The sequence below is a fragment of the Sorangium sp. So ce1335 genome, assembly GCF_051521615.1.
Classification (GTDB): Bacteria; Myxococcota_A; Polyangia; order Polyangiales; family Polyangiaceae; genus Sorangium.
In genome coordinates this window covers 345,331-365,451 of sequence record NZ_CP150363.1, presented here as the reverse complement: position 1 = coordinate 365,451, position 20,121 = coordinate 345,331, and the positions used below count along the sequence as shown (strand labels likewise).

The window sequence follows — 20,121 nt, the reverse complement described above, 5'->3', positions numbered from 1 at the left end:
TCGGTATACCGAAGACCACGCAAGCGACGAGCGCCGCGCGCAGCCAGGACGCCCTGTGTTCGGGTTTGTCTCTCATTGAACGATCCTCAGAACAGGCCCCCGAATCCGTAGTTGAAGAACATTTGGGGCGCCTCCGAACCATCACTATCACTGATGTCGTAGGTCCATGCCCCTCCTTTTACGCCAGTGTAGATCAGGGCGTCGATTCCATAATCCAAGAGCCACTGATGGCCTACCTGTAGCACATACTCCTCGCGAGTGGCCATCCGAAACGCGCCACTCTTGAAAATTTCACCGGGAATAAATTGACCCGTTGTCAAACCCACTGATCCGAGGGGCGTCGAGCGGACGCCTGCGATACGGCGAATTGTAGAAAACGCCCCGTACACCGGCGGCCGGCCAAACCATCTTGCGGCATCCACGCCGACCTGGACCTCGGCAGACAGGGGGCCGGGGACGAGCGTCTTCACGTTGCGCCAGAACTGAGAGGCAGGCACCTTCCCTGCGTCTAGCGCGAAGACGCCCCATTTGCTGCCCAGCTTGGCCCCGCCTTCAGTTGCCTCGATAGCCAGCTTCGCCTCGGGCGTCGTAAGGTGGACCACGCCTTGCGCGGCCCCCTTTGCGAGGGCCTCCTCGCCACCCTTTACGGTCATGTTTTTCGCGGCATTCGCCGCCGCCTCCTTCATGGCCGCCTCAGCGATGCTCCGGGCGAATACCTTCCCAGCGGCGGTCAGCATGGATTTGACCAAGAAGACATCGCTGACAGCCAGCGCGCTGTACAGGAGACCGCGTCCAATATTGCCCTTCTGGAAGTGCTGGATGGCCGAGCGCCCGGAGCCCCAGATGGGGATCAGGCTCTCGACCAAGCCGGGCTGGCCAATGGTACCATCATCATCCGGCGGTTCAGGGGCCTGCGCCGCCTCCGGCGCAGCCTGGGCCTCGGTCTTTCGCGTCTGTGCCGCCGGTTTTCTGGGGCTCCCGCGTACCGTTACCTCAAGGGCAGGAGGGTCGGCCGGGGCAGGTACAACGTCGACGAGAACGCTTCCTGGATCCGTCTGAACCAGATAACCTCTCGTCTGTGTGCCCGATGGATCATGTAGCACAATGGGAGTGTTGCGGGCATATGCATACAAGTTTGTTCCGTCCACCATCCCCGCCGGATCCGCTGCCGTCCACCTCCCGAGCCACGGCGCGTAGTACCGCGCCCCGTGGTAGTAGAGTCCGGTCTCCTCGTCCTTCTCCTTGCCCGTGTACCTGTACCTCCTCTGCGAGACCTCGATCCCCGACGCCGACGACCAGTACGCCGTGGTCCCGTAGGGGTGATACTCCTCGTACCCGATCACCAGCCCCGCCCCGTCGACCTCCAGCGACGCCGACCCGAGGTGGTTGCCGAGCTGGTAGCGCACCCGCGGCGTCACCGTGAACGGCCCCGAGGTGTCCACCGTCTTCGTCTCTACCATCGCGACCCGCCGCGCGCCGTCTATCAAGTGCAGCGTCTGCCGCTCCAGCTCCAGCCCCGAGCTGTTGCGCCTGCGGTACACCTCGTAGCCGCCAAGGTAGATGCGCTCCTCGACGAGCCCGCTGTGCTCCCACACCTTTCGCACCCGCTGACCCGCAGCGTCGTAGGTATAGTAGACGACCCCGCCGCCGCCGAGATTCGTGCTCCGCACCTGGTCGTTCTCGTCCCAGGTCAGCTGCGCGATGTGCGGCATCGCCGTCATGTTGCCGTGCGCGTCATGCGCATACGTCGCGCCGTACGGCCCGTTCTCCAGGTCCCCAGGTACGCTCGTGCTCGTCAGCCGATTGCTCGCCGCCTCGTACGCATACCGCCGCGTCCAGGTCCCGGCGCCCGCCTGGTGCACCATCCTCAGCAGGTTGCCCACCTCATCGTAGACATACTGCTCGGTATAGTTCCTCACCGCCTGCACGTCGTTCGCGTGCGGCAGCGACTGGATCGGCAGGTCGTTCTGGTCACGCTGCACGTCCGCCAGCCCGCCCGCGTGCTCCCGGCCCGTCGCCTCGACCAGCCGGTAGACCGCGTCGTACACGTACTGCGCGCTCGGCGACACCACGTCATCGTTGAAGAACACCGTCTGCTGCGCGCTGTCCCCGATTTCCACGATGTTCCCGACCGGGTCGTACACATACGTCAGGTTCTGCAACACCGCGCTGTCCGAGCTCCGCGTCGTCTTCAGGCGCGAGAGCCGGAAGGTCAACGGATCGTACGTGTACACCGTGGACGTGCCGTTGCCGTAGTCGATCCGCTCTCGCTGACCCTTCGCGTCGTAGTCGATGTTGTCAACGAACGTCGTCCATGCCGCCGCGCCCCGGATGCGCACCTCGACGCGTTCGAGCAGGCCCGCCTCGTTGTACGTGGGCTTGATCTCGCTCGCATCCGGCGCGATCAGGCTCGTCGGCCGGTTCAGCGCGTCGTACTCCGTATGCGTCTCGAAGCTCTCGACCTCCAGCAGCGGGTCGGCCGCGGCAGCGATGGCCGACACGTCCGTGAGCGCTGAAAGTACCGACCAGTCCGCGCCAGCATGCACCTCGCTGCGCAGCCGGCGCGACGCCTGCAGCACATTGCCCTTGAAGTCGTACGCCTGGCTGGTCACCCCACCCGCGCCATCATACACCTGGTACGCCTGCCCGCGAAGGTTGCGCTGTAACGCTTCCGGATGCGCTTCGCCATAGACCACGCGCTTGACGAGGCGCTCGGGCTCGCCGTCGAGGAACAGCCACGTGCGTGTCGGACGCCGTAGGACATCGTAGGCGTAACGGCGATTCTGTCTCCTGCCATTATAACTGCGTACCGCCTTGTTGCCGATATCGACGACGTCCAGTCGAGCTCCACTATCCGGGCTCGTCGTGGAAAACGGCCGCCCAAGGACGTCATACTGGACAGTAACCGCATCGATGCCGCGCGCGTCGACCACACGGAGCACATTGCCTTGGACATCGAGCTTGCTGCGTGTCTGGTACGAGGGGGCGTCCACCCCGTGGACCTTATTTGGGGTCACGGCCCAAAAGGCACGTCCGAGCGCATTGAGGTGCGTGGCCGTCGGCGTGTCTGCGTGCTCGAGCGCGAGCGTCGCGGCCCGCTGCTCTGCAGGGCTCGCCGAGCCCGACTGCCGCTCGGCCAGCCAGGGCGTCCCGATGACGGCGTCGTTCTGATCGAACGTCCGTGTGAGCCAGGCATCGAACTCCACGCGGGTCTCGGTGCCATCGGGAAACTCCGTGCGGACCGCGCGATCGAGCGGGTCGTAGTGAATGATGGGCGTGACGCCCCATTCCACCAGGTCCGCCTCGTCCTCGTATTCCGCGGTGGAGCTGAAGAACGGCTCGAACTGCTTGACCGGATTGCCCTTGTTGTTGAAGACCGTGCGGCCTGTCCCGACCCAGCGGGCCGTCACGGGCCCGAGGACGAGCCCGCCATCTCCGTCGCGCACGAGGACACCTTGGCCATCGCGGAGCGGCGCATCGCCGGGCTCGGCCTGGACCTTCTGCATCACCACGCGACCGAAGCCGTCGCAGTAGGCGACGCTCTCTCGAAACGGGGTGCTGGGACTGTGCGAATGATGCACCTCGCGCGCGAACGTGTGCACGAAGGCCGGCTTCTGCTCGATCTGCCAGCGAAGGATATCGTACTCAATGCGCGACGTCGGGTTGTCGAGCGTGTCGCCCTCGTTCGCGCCATCTTTGCCCATCACGGCGCTGCGGACGACCATACCGAGCGCGTCGAAGGCGACGGCGGAGCGGTTGAGGTTCGGGTCGGTGATGCGCCACGGGGCAAGGACGCGGTAGTCGTTCTCGGCCTGGACCTGATTGTTCAGCGGGTCGGTAACGGTCTCGACGAGCAGCGCAAAGTCGTCGTAGGTAACGAAGGAGTGCTCGCCGAACGGGTCGACCGCTTCGACAGGGAGGTAGAAGCGCGCGGGATCGAAGATGAGGTGGCCGCTGGCCGTCCAGTACCCCCCGTCGCGCTGAACATAACGCCCCTCGGACAGCAACACCGCAGGATCGAACGCCGTCGCGCTGAGCTGCCCGGACCCCTGAACGATCTCGCTCACGAGCCCAGGCGTGAGCGCGAGCTCGTAACGCTCGTACGGCAGCGCCAGCGGCTCGATTTCGCCATGCGTCAAGGGCCCGGTAAGGTCGTCCTTGTAAAAGACCTGCTGCATTCGCTGGATCAGGCGGCGCTGCGGTGCAAGGCCGGTCGGCTCGCCCTCGTAGGGCAGATCGTCCTCCGGATCGAGCAGATCGAGGATACCCGTCCCCTGGTCATCGTGCAGCGCGGAGCGAGCCAGCAAGCCCTGACCGGCAGCCGGCAGCGTGAGCCCGGTGAGCTCGAAGATCCGCCCTTCGCATTGCACGCCAACCCTGTACCACGTGTCTTCCGCTGGCTTGTTGATGTAATCGGCCTCCGCTACCGTCGCCCACGCACGCCGCTGCTCCGGCTCTCCCGTGGCGCGTGCATACGCGATCGACACCCTGCGCTCGACGTTGCCGAAGTCGTCGACGTCCATCACGAGGTCGTGCACGACGCGCGGATCGTCCGCCTTGCGCTCGCTGTGAATGAGGACGCGCTCTCGCTCATGCACCATGAACACGCCGTGCCGCGTGCCTTCGCTCGTCTTGATGCGCCTGACCTCGAAGCTCTGTTCGGTCGTGAGATACGGGATATTCTCTTTGCCCGTGCCGTCCAGGGCATAAATTTCTTGACGCAGCAGGCGCCCGCGCAGCGCTCGCGCCGCCTCGCGCTCGTCCTGGATGGACATGCCCTGCGGGAGCACGGTGTCCCTCAAGAGCATGGCGGCCGGCCCCTTCTGGAAGTACTCCTCTGCCAGCTCCCGTTCCAGCCGCTCTTTCTCGAGCCAAGCGCCCGTGTGATACCAGCTCACCGTCCGTACCGGCGACTGAAAGAGCTCGGTCCCGGAGGCTCCCACCGTGAACTCCTCCGCGTCGCGCTGCTCGACGCGGGCGAACCCACGAAACTCGCGCTCCGCGCCGTCGAAGAACCCATGCCGGTACCGATACGTCGTCACGAGCCGGCTCTTCGAGATCGCGTCGACGCGCTCGACATGATCGACCACGTGCACCGGGAAGGGGAGGCGCGTGAGCCACTGGATGCCGGCGGCCCTGTCCTCCAGGTAAAATTTCGTCGACGGGGCGTAGCTGATCGTCGTCTCCGCGCCGAGGTTGTTGACGACCGAGCGGAGCAGGTGCGGCTTCGCGCCCGCCATCAGGTCCACGTAAAAGATGGAACGCGCGGTCGGGATCGGAGACGACCAGACCAGGCACGCGGTGCCTTGGCCGAGCAGATCGACGATGCCGAGCCGTACAACGCTGTCCACCGGCGGCAGCGAGTGAATGGGCACCGGCGCGGCGAGGCGATTGCCGGATTCGTTCAGGTAAAGGGCGACGCCATCGCTCCCCAGATAGAAGAGGTCGCTGGTGCCCGAGCCGTCGACGTCGCCGAAGCGGACGCGCCGCGCGTCGAACGCGTCCATGGCCGCGAAGACCGGGCTGCTCTCCAGCGTGACCTTCTTGCCGAAGCGCCCAAAACCGAGGTTGGGCCAGTAGCAGACCTCGCCGTTGCGCACGCGGACGATGTCGACGAGCCCGTCGCCGCTCATGTCGGCGAGCTGGATGCTCTGCTCCGGATCCGCGAACACGACCGCCGGCCCGCGCTCGTCGTCGTCCGGATAGAAGACGCGCTGGGCTTCGTCAAAGCCCTGCTTCGCCTTCGAGCGGTACCAGACGAACGCGTGGTCCTCGGTGATCAGCAGATCCGCGAGGCCGTCGCCATCGAGATCGATGAAGCGCAAGTTCGGATCGTTCCAGTCGATGTTCGGCAGGGACTCGAACGTCCGGAGCGCCTCGAAGCCGCCCTCTGGCGTGCTCGAGAAGTAGCCGGAGAGCGGGGCGCCATAGGCGACCAGATCGAGCTGGCCATCCCCACCGAGGTCCTCCAGCTGCTGGATGCCCCCCACGAGCGTGCTCGGCGCGGGCAAGGCGGAGAGGGTGCGGGGCGCTTCGAGCTTTCCTTGCCCGCGGTTTGCCTTGTAGTACCAGGTCGATCCTTCGTCGATGAGCACCCCGGGGATGCCCTCGCCGTTGAGATCGATCCACTGCTTGGCCGCTCCGTCCACGCCGCCCTCGATCCCCGCGAGGCTCTCTCGCGGGAGCGCGCTCAGCGTGTCGTTGATGACGGGCCGCACGTAGTCGAGGCGCAGCGTGGGGAGCGCCTGGCGCTGCCACGTGCTCGCGACGGCATCGAACATATAACCCGCCTGCGTGACCCCCACGAGGTAGGTGAAGGCTCCGCTGACATCATACTCGAAGTCCGTCGACCGGACGAGCACCGGCGCGCCATTGGCGGGGAAGCGGTGAAACATGAGCACGCGACGGCAAAGCCGGTACGTCCGCACCTCGAACGTGGCGCGGTAGCTCGAGAACGGGTCCTGGCGGACCGTCCAGGGTGCGGACCCCGGTCCGGAGTCCGCCGGTGTGGGCACGGAGGTGGTGGTCGCCTCGGCGGGCGTGTGCTCGCCGTAATCGAACACCATCTCCATCATGAAGTCGCTCGCGACGAACGGAGCCGCGTTGCAGTATCGGACGCGCTTCAGGTAACGCTGGGCCGTGGCGAGGAAGACAAGGTCCCCGCCCTGGCGCTCGAAGCGGCTCTTCTCGCTCAAGTCGGAGGGGTCGACGCCGTCGCCATCCTCGGCCTTGTACTCGTAACGAATGATGTTGCCCCTGTCATCGCGGCTCTCTTCGATCAGCCACCTGAAGATGCGCGCATCGCGTCCCACCTCCGGACCCCTCGGGTCCGCGATGCGCGCCTCGGGCGTCTGGCCATAGACGTGGGTTGTATTGTCCCTGGTGGTCACACGCCAATGCACGTCGCCGTCGTCCTTTCGGATCCAGCGCTCGATACGCGCAAAGAGGCCTTCCACCCGCGGCCTGTAGGTGCGCGCGACGTGGGTGCCGCGATCGACTTCAGGCTCGCCGGTATGGCCGAGCGTGGGGACCAGATCCTCCGCGCCCGAGAGGATGTAGTCGTCAGACTCGATGTCATCCAGGTAGCGCGGGAGGCCCTTGTCGGTCTTCCGGGTGATGCTCGCGATCGAGAGAGCGAATCCAAGGCCGAAGGCGCCATTGCCGCCCCCGCTGTCGTACGCGAGCTCGATCTGGGGGCCGAACCCGCCGCGACCGGGCGACGCGGGGAGCGGGACGGCGAGCGAAGAGGTGCCCGTCGCCGCGTTGACCGAGAACTTCTCGCCGATGCCGCGGATGGCACCTCCGCCCTTCGGCAGGGTGAGCGCGGGCAACAGGGGCTGCCCGCCAGGTTCGCGGCCCTTCCCGTCGCCGGATCCGCCGTCCTGGCGCGCAGCGCGCGCTTCAGCGCCCTCATCGGGCTTCCCCTGCGCGCGGTTCGTCGACATCGTGTCCGGTTGGCCTTCACGGCCCTCGCTGGATCGCTCTCTCTTTTTCATGACGCCTCACCGACGCTTCAAGGGGCCACCACGCTCTGGATCAATTGAATGCTGGGCTTCGGTGCCTTGCTCTCCTCGGCCTGAAACAGCGCCTTCATCTTCGCGAGCTTCTGCCGGATCCACTTGCTCGATGTGGCCGCCGTGAAGAGGCTGCGGAGCTGCTGCGGAGTGAGGTCGGCGACCTCGGAGACGACTCCGATGCCGCTCCGCCGGATCCTCAGGGCATTGTCCATCTGGTCCTTCCCGTGGGGAACGATGACGATGGGGACCTCCTCCCAGATGGACTCCTTGATCGTGGCGAGGCCGCCGTGCATGAACACCACCTCGGCTTGCTTCAGGATGTCGAGCTGGGAGACCCAGGAGAAGAGGCTGACGTTCTTTGGAAGGCGATTGTCGAGCGGGTTCACGTCGACGCCGTATTCGACGTTGAGCTGAGCGAGGAGCTTGTCACCGACGGCGAGGACCAGGTGATAGTTATCCATCCTCTGGGTCTTCATCATATCGATGAGGTTGTTGAAGAACTGCCGTGCCTTGAACTCGTAGTCCTGGACCTGCGAGCCGGCGGTGCCGAAGATGAGCGGCTTGTCCGTCGGGATCTCCGGTGGATTGCCGGGCAAGGAGCCTCCGCTCAGGTGCTGCCGCTCGATCATGGGCTCGACGTACTTGACGTGGTCGCCGTGATTCCAGTCATCGTCGGTGAGGTCGAAGGCGCCGGGGCAAGGGATCAACTCGAGCCTGTCTCGGAGCGGCTCGATGAACTGATCGATGTCGAGGCCCGGCTGCGGCGCGACGGAGTCGATGATCTTTTGCGAGACGGCGCGCGGCATGTAGACGAGCTTGGTCTTCGCGTGGAGCCTGGGCGTGTCGTCGGGGTGGCGGAGGTAGGTGGTGATCAGGACGAAGGGGATCCCGTACTTGCGATGGATGAGCAGCGTCTCGAGCGCGGTGAAGTAGCCGCCGATGAGCAGATCCGGCGCGGAGGGCCCGAGAAAGATGTCATCGAGCGCGCCGCGGCAGATCGGCAGGAGATGGTGCGGCTTCCAGCGCTGGTCGAGCGGCTCCAGGTTGTTCTCGTACGAGTGCCCGAGCGGGTACACCGATTGTAAAACCTCGTGAAACATCGGGTCGCTCAGAGAATCCATGTACGGTTCCATGATGAAACGACAATCTGGGATGCCCATGAACTCCACGGTGTAACCGGAGCTCTGCAGGGAATTGGCCAGGTTGATGCACGGGAGCCAGTGGCCCTGCTCCTTGTAGATGTCGGGCCAGATCATTACTGTTGCCATGTTGTTCTCCTCATGACGTAGTAGAGACCGCGGACGGTTCAGGTTTCAGTCGGCGGCCGCCGCCGTGTATCTCACGACAAAGACGATATCTTCGACGGCGTCGCCGCTCAGGCCGGTTTGCTGCAGCGCCCAGGTCTCCGCGGCCCAGCTCTGGAGCAACGTCGTGGAGGCGCTGCCGCCTTTGGGCAGGGACTGCACGGCGATGCCATTTTGCGGGTTCACTGGCGTCGCGTTGCCGCCGTTCAGCGAGATGTTGGCGCCGCTCAGCGTGGCGCCGGGCTTGGTGATGACGTGAAGGTCGACGTGGCCCTCGTCATCGACGATGTTGGCGAGCGCGAGCGTCATGCGGGCGCGCCGGATCACGAACGGGAAGTGCTCGGGCAGGAGCGTCATGTCGACGGGCTCGCCCGGGCTGGTCAGCAGGCGGTGGAACACGTCGGGGAACTCCTTGCGGAGGCTGAAGACCCGGACCAGCCCGGTCTCCTGCTCGGAGACGACCTTGAGGATCCTGTTGAGCCCGTCGATGATGGCGGATTCGGCGCCATCCTTGAGCGTGCCGCCACCGTCGCGCGCGGTGTAGCTGAGCTGCATGACAGCGTCGGAGATGGTGTTGTGATCGAACTGCGGATACGCCGTCGGCAGCTCGAGCCTCCACCGGCTGATGACGCCCGCGCCCTCGAAGGGCAGGTAGCGCTCGTCGCGGAAGTTGAGCTCGAACAGCCCAGCGTCGCTCTGCGCGCTGCTCGTCGCTATCGATTGAATGCCGACGAGGTCGTGGACGAAGCGCGGGTCGTCGAAGCCGGTGTAGGGGTACGCGGTCGGGTTGGCCGTGCTCTGCTTGCGGATGGCGCTGCCGAGCAGCGTGAGCTTGGCGCTGACGCTGGTATGCGGCCCGGTGACGCAGGGGATCGTGAGCCGCACCGCTCGGATGCGCCGGAAGTACTGGCCCGGGTGATCGAGATCGAACAGCACCTCCGGCAGCTCGAACTCGCAGGCGCCCTTCTCGCGCAGGTCCTGGAGCGCGGCCGGGTTGATGGCGGCGAGCGAGATCGGCTTCTGGATCTCGAACTCGCGCCTGTTGCGCTCGAGGTAGGCCACTTCCATGCGCTTGAGGTCGAGGACGAGCTTCTCGCCGGCGAGCAACCCTTGCCGCAAGCTGTCGAAGTAACCGAACTGGATGAAGCTCGTCCCTTCGAGCCCGAGCTCGAACTGGAAGGTGCGCTCGGCGCTCTTCGCCACGTCATAGGCGAGCTTGTACACCTGCTGGTAGGTGCGGCTGAGCTCGCGCACCATCCACTGGTAGAGGTCGCGGCTCGTGAACTTCTCCTGCAAGAAGTCGCGCACCTCTTCCGCGTGCTCCATCTGCGTTTCGTGGTTCTCGAGCTCGCGCTGCGCGACGTCGCGCCGGATCTGCGCGGCCACGATCTGCTGGTTGATCTGCTCGATCTCCTTCCGCGCCAGCCGCTCTTGCAGCTTCCAGTCCTCCCAGCGCCGCTCGTGGCCGGCGTTGATGCCCGCGAGGTTCGCGCGGCCTCGCGTCCAGCTGGCCGCAGCGCCGAGCGCGTTGGCGATGGAGTTCATCGTGGTGATGAAGGCGGTCCCGACCTTCGCCTTCATGTTGATGAGCGGAAACGGCCCCACCATGCCAGCCTCGGGGTCGGGGACGGCCGCGAACAGCCCGCCGAGCGTGTGGAATGTACCCTGACCCACCTCGAGCAGGTTGCTCGCCTCGGTCATCGAGATCTGTGTCTTCTCGCTCTTGCTGATGCGAGCGCGCGAGCGGTATTCCGTGTGGCGCTCCTCGGCGAGCGCCCGCGAGCGCTCGAGCGCCCTGATGTTCTCCTCGGCCTCGGCGATCTGCGCCTGCCGCACCCGGCGCACGAGCTCCAGCATCTTGATCTCGTGGCCCTGGCGCACGAGCTGCAGCTCCTCGGCGTCCTTCTTCTCGAGCGCCGCGAGCAGCGCCACCCCGAAGCCCTTGAGCTCGTTCGCGAGGTCGACCGCCCGCTGGATCCACGTGCCGAAGCGGTAGCAAGGCAGCGGCGTGTTGAGCTGCGCGAGCACGCTCCCGAGGTCGAGGCCCGCCGCGGCGGCGCGCACGAGCAGGGCCGGATCGATGGGGGGCTCGAACAGCTTGAGCTGACGCTTGATCCCGTCGATGTTCATGCTGTTTCTGATCTTGAAGAGACGGTCCTGCACCGTGTCCCAGTAGCCATCGATCCGCTCGTTCCTCGGCACGCAGAAGAAGAGGGTCTTGAGCGAGAGATTCTTGATTGAAGCCGCCGCTGAGCCCTCTGGCGCGAGCTGGGTCTGCTTGAGGTGCTCGCTGTTGCTCACGAGCCGGTATTCGACGTCGACGATGGCGTTCGAGAAGGTCTTGATGCCCTTCGTCTTGAGCTCGCGGTACGTGTACCTGGGCTCACCCGTCAGCGGCTCGACCGCCTCAGGACGGTCGCCGAGCAGCTCGGCCGCCAGGATGTAGAGCTGCGTCGCTTGGTTGATGGCCTCGATCGTATCCAGCCGGAAGAGCTGATCTGCCCAGGCGATGAGGTTGTCGAGATACTTCATCACGACGAACTTCTGGTACGCCACCAGGCGCTGCCGCGCGATGAGGTGCGGATTGAAGGGGTCGCGCCGCCAGTCGTCGATCAACGCGGTGAGCTCCTGGCGATCGTAGGCCGACAGCGTCTTCGTGAGGCCCAGCGTCTCCGAGAGGCTGTCGGTCGCGTCCTTGTTGGCGAAGAACGGCAGGAAGTTCCAGTAGCGGCAGCCGGCAGGCAGGCGCTCGACCCAGCGCTTGGTCTGTTCGTATCGAGTGAGCTCCTGCTTGGGGTCGAAGACATAGTGGTACCACTTCATCGCGTCTTCGAACTTCAGGTCCTGGCTCAGGCGCCCCGCGATCAGCATCGGCAGGTGGAAGAAGAGCTCCCAGTTGTAGATGCCGAACGGCGTCCCGTAGCCGAACTCGATCGTGGGCAGCGGATACGGCTGCGCGACGCTGCGGGTCGGGTGAAGCTCCGTCTCGATCATGCGCTGCGTCGTACCCCAGGCCTGCCTGTCGCCGGCGATGTGGTAGCCCAGGTAGAGGTGGCCGTAGTAGTTGTAGTAGTAGTTCGAGTAGTACCGGTTGTCGGCGATGGGCAGCGCCTGCGTCGCGCGGTTCATGATGCCTTCCGGCCCGAACGCCTGGAGGCGCTTTCGCACCTCTGTCACCAGCGGATGGCTGAACGTCGAGAACAAGGCGACTTGCGTCTTTTCCCGGCTCAAGCCCGGCTGCGTCACGACCCCCTTGTTCACGGCGAACAGGCTCGTGGAGGGTGTCTCGTAGAAGAAGGGCTTGTGCTCGGCGCTGCCGAGATAAGGGAAGTTCGTGCCGAAGACGCGGAAGGCGCCCGGGGTCCTCCGGAAGAACGGCGCATTGCCCAGGAACCGAAGCTCATCGCCGGCGGCCTTGGTGTTGACGATGAAATCGACCTCGACGGCGGCGTTCTGCTTGAGCACGGTTCCTTCCGGCCAGTTCTCCCCCAACTTGAGCACGAGGTTGCTGGACCCGAGCGTGTCCTCGCCCGTGTGCCAGACGGCGAACGTGCCGAGCAGCCTCGGTATGAAGAAGTTTTGGTCTTGCAAAGGCCAATCGATGAGCCAGCTGGGCCAGCCCGGGATGGGCGCGCCGTCGCCTGTCGGAATGTTTGTCTTGACGACATCCACGGACACGTACTCGCTGCTCGCGACGGCGACCCGCAAGTGGTAGCCCGTCGTCCGAGGCTGGTCTTCGCCGAGCTCGCGATCGAAGATCGTCTCCGCATCGTTATCCGTCACGCGGGTCTTGGAGAGCTTGGGCTTGAGCCACTTGTTCTCCGAGGCCACGTACTCGCTCCACATGAGGCGTATCTCCGCCTGGAACTCCGCGTGCACGTCACCGGCGTTGTTGCCGTCCACGAAGCTCTTGTTCGCCGGCAGGGGCTTCGGCTTCTGCTTGCTCTGCACCAGGGGCCAGAACAGGTGGAGGCGCCCGTTGAAGACGACCGGCGCGACGACGTCGGCGTTGATATCGATGTTGATCTTCCTCCACGGCGTCCACACCCCGTCGTGAAACTGCTTGGCCTGGAACGTCCGGTAGTAGAAGCTCCGCGACTGGAAGCGCGTGCGCCCCACGACGTGGAGAACCTGATTGACGCCGGAAGAGAAGACGTCCTCGGCGTAGGTACCTACCACCTCGAGGTTCGACACCTCGCTCATCTTCTCCAGGTAGTTGCGGAGGGCCGTGAGGCCCCGCTCGTGCGTGATGTCGCCCTCGAGGAGCTCATTCTCGAGCTCCGTGAAGAACTCGGTCTTGTCGTCGCGCAGCTCGGGCTCGATCCAGTTCTCTGGGTAGAGGAAGACCTTGCGGTTGGCCTCCCAGACCCGGTAGCTCTGCATCCACGTCCACTGGTCCTTGGCCTGCTCGAGCTGGATCAGCGAGGCGTCGTTCTCGAGACCCAGGAAGACGCGCTGGACGAAGAGCTGCACGACGTTCAGAGCGAGCCGGACACGCGAGATGAGCGTGTCGGGCTCCATCTCGACGTCGATCAGGAAGTGAGCGAAGAGGTCGTTCTCGTCGAAGAAATCGGGCTTCTGCTCGCCGATCGCGCCGTCGATCTCGACGGCGCCGGTCGTGAGGTACCCCGTGAGCGCGTCGCGCTGGCGTCGCCGGAGCGGGTCGCGGAGCGGCTTGAAGACCTCCTTCCAGGCATCGCTGCTGAACTGCGATCGAAAGACGTTCCTGAGCCGAACGGCGGCGCCGATGGTGGGCGCTGGGCTGAGCAACAGGTCGACGATCTGGCTCGCGTTCAGCTCGAGCCGCCGGACGATCCCGGCCGTCGCTCTGAGCATCTGCCAGAGCTTGACCGTATTCGATGGATCGAAGACCTCATGCCAGGGCGGCGGCGGGGGTGGAGCCGGAGAGAGCAGGTCGAAGACGGCCAGCATGTCTTCGGTCTTCCATCCAATGAGCGCCGCCACATCATCGGCGCCCGCGTCGGCAGAGCCGCCGCCTTCGCTCCAGAAATCGAACAGGGTCTTGGTCTTGAGCGCCACCGAACGCTGGAGGTCAAGCAGATCAATAAAGTTGCCGAGCGCCGACCACGGCACGTCCACGTCGGCGTCACGCACGGGGAGGTCCTCGAGCGATAGCGCATTGCTCTCTTCGATCAGGTATCTCAGCTCGGGCCTCGTCAGCTCGAGACCTTTCGCGAGCCCGACGGCCTTGAGCAGCTTGACGTAGACATCCGTTCGGAATGAAACGACGGCGCTCGCGGGAACGGGGAGCGCGTCCGCGTTGCCGACCTGCCAGAGCAGCGCGACGTCCTCAGCGCCGCTATAGGTGATACGCACGTCCAGGACCGTGCCCGCTTTCAGCTTTCTACCATGGTAGAGGTAGACCCTGTTCTGTTCGTCATCGATGTACGTGTAGGAGGTGCGCTGCTCGCCGTCGACCCACAAGGCTACCTCGACATTGGGCTCCACCGGCAAGCTGACGGAGATGGTGAATGTGTACTCTTCATCTCGTGGGATAACCACGAACGCCCTGCGCTCCCCCGGTTCTGCGGTGTTCCATTCCCCTTTCAGGAACTGCTTCCAGTCATCGAGAGAGGTGCCGAAGTCGGCGGTCAACGGCTTGAGCGCCGTCGTGAGCAGCATCTCGGTCTCGTCCCGCGCGAGGTCCATGAGCTCGGAAGCCACGGTGAGAGCCGAGGCCGCCCGCGCCTGGTCGATCAGGTAGCCGCGGAGCCGATCCCACACGAGCTTGTAGCGCAGCACGCGCGATCGACCCGCGTCATAGGTAACCAGCTGCTCGATGGGATCGTCGCCGGGTGCCCCCGCGATGAATCGCCCGAGATAGCGATGGAGGAAGCTCCGGTTTTGCTCTCTCAACGGTGCGTGTACCGTCTCGTACGCCGCCAGCGCATTATCGTATTCGGCCTGTGTATCGAAATCATCCTGGTTGGGCGGCGGAGGCGGCCCCTCGACGATCTGGATCGTCCGCACGACCTTGTCGGCCGGCATGATCTTGCTGAGCGCAGCGGCGAGCGCGGCCGCGTCAGGGATCTGGTCCGGGTAGGTCGCTTCGATCTCCGCCGCTGCCGCCGAGAGCCGCCGAACGGCGCGAGCGATGTCCTCTGCCGTAGGCGCGAACGGATCGCCCGGCGCGCTTTCATCGCGCAGATAATAGGCGATCTCGGCGGCCGACATGCGCGTCGCCCGAGCTCGCACGAGCTCTCGGATGGCGGCGTAGGTGTTCAGGATGGCCGCTTGAAGATCGGTTGCCCCTCCGTCGAACGGGTTGCCCACGAGCGCCGCGAGGTCGTAGAACTCGGCGATCGAGATCCCCATCGCCCTCGAGAACGTCGCTACCCGGAACATCTCCGTGAGCTCGGCCAGCCCGAGGTGCGTGACCGACCGTGAGGCGATGACCTCCCCCCACAGCCGCTCGATATCGGTCGAGCTCAGACGAAGGGAGGCGCGGATGTGCGCCGGATAGTCCTCGTCATCCGTCACCGTCGCGAGATTGATCGTCGCGCCCATTCGCACCCGATCGAGCCCTTGGTGCTCGGCCTGGCTCGGGGCGCCGACGAGGAACACCTCGTCGAAGCGGCTCTTCTCGATTCGCCCGGTGCGACGCGTGTCGAGGTGCGCCCACCACGCGACGACGTCGAGCGGCGGGACCTTCAGCTCGTCGACCAGGCGCTTTACCTGAGCGAGCCTGACGAGATCGTCGGGAATGTCGCCGTCCTCGAGGTCCATCAGATAGGCGTCGAGCTCGCGCATGCTCCAGCCGAGCTTGCGCCAGAGCCGGACGAAGAAGCTGACGCGCCGCAGCGTGTCCGTGGTGAGGTGCGCGATCTGGAACTCGTTGTAGTTGCACTCGACGAGCTCGTCCGAGCTCGACGCGACGTGGAGCCCGTGCAGATCGGCGGCCTGGCCGTGCACGAAGCGGGTATCCAGGAGCTCGAGCAGCTCCTGGTAGCTCAGCCCCGTGCGGTGCAGGAATACGGGCACCAGCGTCACGAGCTTGACCCAGGCCGGCCTCGTGTCCGTGTCGACCTCCGGGTCTGGCTCTCGGGCGGTGATCTTGAGGGTGGGTTTGTCGGGCCGCCGGATGGTCACCTCCTCGGCGCCGGGCGGGATCACGAAGCCCCAGTACTCCGAAACGGGGCGCTCAGCGCCGAGGATCGCCTGAGCCTCGGAGGGCGTCAGGTTCAGGTATGCGAGCGCGATGTTCACATCCCGGAGCTTCACGTCGGCGTCGCTCATCGAGAACGCCTCGAGGATCTCATGCCTCCGGATGTTCTTCTGCTTGAGGAGAATGTCGATCTCTTCCCTTCCGAGCGCCAGCGGCAGATGGAACGGGAAGACGGCCTGCGCGAGCTTGTCGTAAGCCTTGTGGTTGAAGTGCTCCGGAAACACCTCGAGCGAGTCGTTCGTCCCGCTGGTCTGGAGCGCTGGATAGACCGCGAGCGGCGCGGCGTTGCCCTGGATCCTGAAGCGGACAGCGTCGTCCTCGACGATCCACTCCTTGCTCGCCTCGGTGTAGGCGGCGCTCCGGTTGGCGACCGCGCGCTCGCTGAGCACGTATCCTTCGGCGCCGAGCGCGCTGCGGAGCGCGCTGAGCGCCCCCGCGTCGCCATCCTTGGCCTGCTCCAGGGTCGCGGGCGTGAGGGCGATGGTGAACTCGAGCGGCTCGACGACCGCTTCGAGGACCTCGTTGACGAGGTCGATATATGGCAAGACCGTGTTCGTATTGGAGCACGTGAGCTCGATGTCCTCGAGGTCGGGCCGGCGCTCGAACAGCGTTCTCCTGGGCGCGCCGTCGACCCACTCCAGCAGGTCCATCAGGTACGCGCCGGGGCTCAGCACCGTCTGGCAATGCTTGCAGGCACATTTGTTGAGGTCGCCGAACAGGGTGATCCAGTTCGGGAGCTTGTTCGAAATTGCCTCGCTCGGCGACGTCACGAGCCCGGGCGTGTAGCCGTGCGTCGGATCGAGCACGGAGAAATTGACAGGCCCCGGTACGGCGGTCATCCCGCCCACCTCGTTCAGGTTCGGGTGGAACTTGACCAGCGTCGTGAGGATCTCGTTCGCGTAGTGGGACGCCGTGCGGTGGATATCGCGCGCCGCCGTGAGGCCCCCCACGTGCTCTTCATGGTCGGCCACGAATCGGTCTTCCGGGATGCGAGCGATCCGGACCGCAGAGTCGAGCTCCTGCTCGATGAGATGGGCGGCCGCCTCGAAATCGGGGGTCAAGCGAAACACGCGCTGGAGCTGCTTGATCGAGCCGACGGTGTCGGAGCTCAGCGCGAGCTCGTTGTCGGCGACGTAGTCGTCGATGTCGCCCTTCTCCAGGCTGAAGTCGGGGTGGTCGGTCAGGAACTGGCGCACCGCCACGAGGGTGGGCGTCCCCTGAATGCGCGAGACGAAGCGACGCTGCGGGCTCACCTTGCCGAAGAGGTCGTAGAGGCGCCTCGCATAGACAGCTCCCTGGCTGTACGTGCTGCTGAATCCCGGAACGTCGCCGGGGTATCGACCGGCATTGTAGTTGGTCGAGCCGGAAGCGAAGATGGTCCAGTTCGGAAACTCGCCATCCAGTGGCAGCGCGGCGAGATCCTCGATTGTCCGCCAGTCCGAGTTCGCCTTGTAGTTGTAGACAGCGGCGACGATCGGGTAATAGCGGCCGACCTTCTCGTACATCTCGAACACGAACGTGATGTCCTCGGCCTCCTGCTCGGTCAACACTTCATCATCGACCAGCGCCGAGAGGACCCCGGGGAGCTCCCCGAGGTTGTCGAAATGCGCGCCGATGAGCGCCTCCTTCTTGGCCCTGAACGGGTTCTCCGCCGCGGGCAGGCCTTGAATTCCGACGGTCCGCGCCAGCCACAACGCAGGGGTCCCGCTGACGGCAAAGGGCGGGGGATCTTCGCTGAGGGCCGCCTCTGCACGTGCGGCGGACACCAGCGCGCAATTCCCACTGCTCGTAGAGGAGCGCGTGAAATTGTGTGTATCGTAGCCGTTGGGCCACGATGTCACGGTTGGCGCGCCAAAGAATGCAGCGCATGGGAGCCACAGGGTCTCCCTGGTGCCTGTCGAGGGGGTGAGCGCCGGCGGATTGGCCTCGGGGCTCAGTCCAAACGCCGATGCTGCAACGGTGACACCGGCCGATATCGTTCCCTTCCAGCTGTTCTTGGCCACCCGAAAGACCTGCGCGGCCGCCTGCTGTGCGGTCGAGGTCTGGAAATCGACCAGGGTGCCGCCCTCACTCCCCGTCGCCACTTTGGCGTAGCCGCTCAGGCCGACTCTGCCATCCAGAGGATGGGAGCTGGACCACAATTGCGTCCACCCGGCCGGCGTCGTCACGGCCGGCCCATCGCTGGCGGCGAACAGCGCGATGAGCAGGTCGCCGGCCGTGACGGCCGGAGGCATGGCGACCTGGTGCGCCGTGGTGGCGGTACCGAACGAGGTCTGCCTGACGTTCAGGATCTTGGGAAATCGCTCTTCTTTGCCGAGCACGAGCTCGAGCAGCTGTTGCTGCCACGGACGGTCGCTGCCCTCATCCAACGGGACGAAATTCATCAATTTCGCGAGCACCGTTCGCCAATCACCGACCAGGGTCGGATGGATGTGTTCTTCGATGGCTGCGGAGATGATCCCGCGGTGGACGGCGGCGACGAGCGTCTGGAAGAACTGGTCGGGATTCACGTCGAGCAGCGCGCGCAGGTTGTCTCCGAGCCCGGCGCGCACGAGCGGATAGATGACTTCCCGCGACATGGGCGCGCTCAGCGTCGAAGGAGGAAGCTGTGTGTCGATCTCTCGCGCGATGAGCCAGGATCGAACGAAGGCGCGGACCAACGCCTCATCGAAGCCGCTCGATCGAGCGACCAGGGACAGGAAATCTGGCCGTTCATCGAGCTTGCGTACGGTCGACAGCTGGGCGGCCTCTCCGGTGCCCAGGCTGGGTTTTAGCCCCGTATCCAGGCGCTCGTACTCGGAGTCGGCGCTGGCGACCACGCGATCGATCACCAGGTCGAGCCGCTGCTCGCGGGCGGCATTGTAGATCACGTCCGAGGCCGAGAGCTGCCGCAGCTCCGTGCCCTCCGGATTCAATTTTTCATTCGCGTATACGATCAGGTTGATCTGCCCTGCGGGTGTGCCGATCGGGATCGAAGCGCTCGCCACCGGCGGGGGGCTGTAGAGGATCTCGAAGCTCCCGCCTGCGTCGCTCTCCGCCGTGCCGATCGGGAACTCCTCGATGCCGTTGCTCGTCCAGCCGACGTGAAACGCCTGGACGACCATGCCCGAAGCGGCAAGGCCGATCGTGTTCCGCACGGTGCCGAAGACGCGGTGCTGGCGCGAAGATGCGGTCCAGGTCGCGCCGCTCACGAGCTCGGCGCTCTGGCCGATGATGATGCGCACCCTCGACCCGCTCTGGATCGCATTGAACGTCTGCGTCCAGCCCACCTCCTGCCCGTTTGCGCTATAGATCCTGAAGCGCAGATTCGCCGTCTCTCGTGTTGCGGAGAACGCCGCGATGTTCTGCAGGACCACCGGCCAGCCGCCGGTCTCCGGGTCGTATTCGCTCTGGCCCACCTCCGTCTCGACAGCGCCGTCGACATCGAATGCCCTCACGCGCGCGATCTCGTTCTGAGTCGGGCGGTTCATGTTGGGCCAGAACAGGTCGATGTTGATGATATAGGGGTTCGGGATTGACATGTTCTTTCCTCTCGGGCGCGCTCGCGCGCACCTTCAGCGTCGACAGCGGCGCGCCGTGCCCTGGCTCGCCTCATGGCCGTGCCCGGATCGGCGCTCCCTCCAGGGAACGCGGCAGATCGTCAGCGTTGCGGCGTGATCTCGCCGCAAACCATGTGCGACAGACACACTATGGATTTCTGTCGCATTCTGATGGAGCGTGCTTTCAATGCTTGTTCTACATTGCGCGATGTGCGGTCGCGGAAGCTGCGGGCCTCGCCGGCTGCGCGGTCTTACTTGCGTTCAGGCGCTGCCGAGCGAGTGGCATTCCGTGATGGACGAATATGTCAGCGCGCGGACAGCAGGTCAATCTCGGACCGGGTACTTGGGACCAGGCGGAGATCTCGGGAGCAAGGCATTGGGACGGTGATCCCCGTGGTGGATGGACGTGTGAGCACGTGGAGATGACGCCGGAAAGAGGTCGAGCAGCTTGGGTCTGTTCCCGCGGACGTCGTCCGCCGGCTCGAACAACACGGGGGCGCTTCGTGGTCGTAGCTCTACTGCGGGAAGTCGGCCGGGGAAGCGAACCGCCAAGCCGCCAGAGGCGCCAAGAACCC

The 20,121-nt window shown here is 65.1% G+C and carries 3 protein-coding genes; all 3 read right to left on the bottom strand.

The features are described 5' to 3' along the window. Positions 1 to 86: 86 nt before the first annotated feature. Complete coding sequence (locus WMF24_RS01290) at positions 87 to 7,496, bottom strand: SpvB/TcaC N-terminal domain-containing protein (RefSeq protein ID WP_437734506.1); 7,410 nt, start codon at positions 7,494 to 7,496, stop codon at positions 87 to 89. A gap of 17 nt (positions 7,497 to 7,513) precedes the next feature. Beyond that, a complete protein-coding gene (locus WMF24_RS01285; protein ID WP_437734505.1) occupies positions 7,514 to 8,617 on the bottom strand; it encodes a glycosyltransferase in 1,104 nt (367 codons plus the stop codon). A gap of 213 nt (positions 8,618 to 8,830) precedes the next feature. Further along, positions 8,831 to 19,528: a neuraminidase-like domain-containing protein gene (locus WMF24_RS01280; RefSeq protein ID WP_437734504.1), complete on the bottom strand. Its 10,698-nt coding sequence runs from the start codon at positions 19,526 to 19,528 to the stop codon at positions 8,831 to 8,833. Positions 19,529 to 20,121: the final 593 nt, after the last annotated feature.

What these genes read in the sequence shown, in the direction of transcription:
- WMF24_RS01280 (WP_437734504.1), bottom strand. Translation starts at nt 19,528, where the DNA reads ATGTCAATCCCGAACCCCTATATCATCAACATCGACCTGTTCTGGCCC.
- WMF24_RS01290 (WP_437734506.1), bottom strand. Translation starts at nt 7,496, where the DNA reads ATGAAAAAGAGAGAGCGATCCAGCGAGGGCCGTGAAGGCCAACCGGAC.
- WMF24_RS01285 (WP_437734505.1), bottom strand. Translation starts at nt 8,617, where the DNA reads ATGTTTCACGAGGTTTTACAATCGGTGTACCCGCTCGGGCACTCGTAC.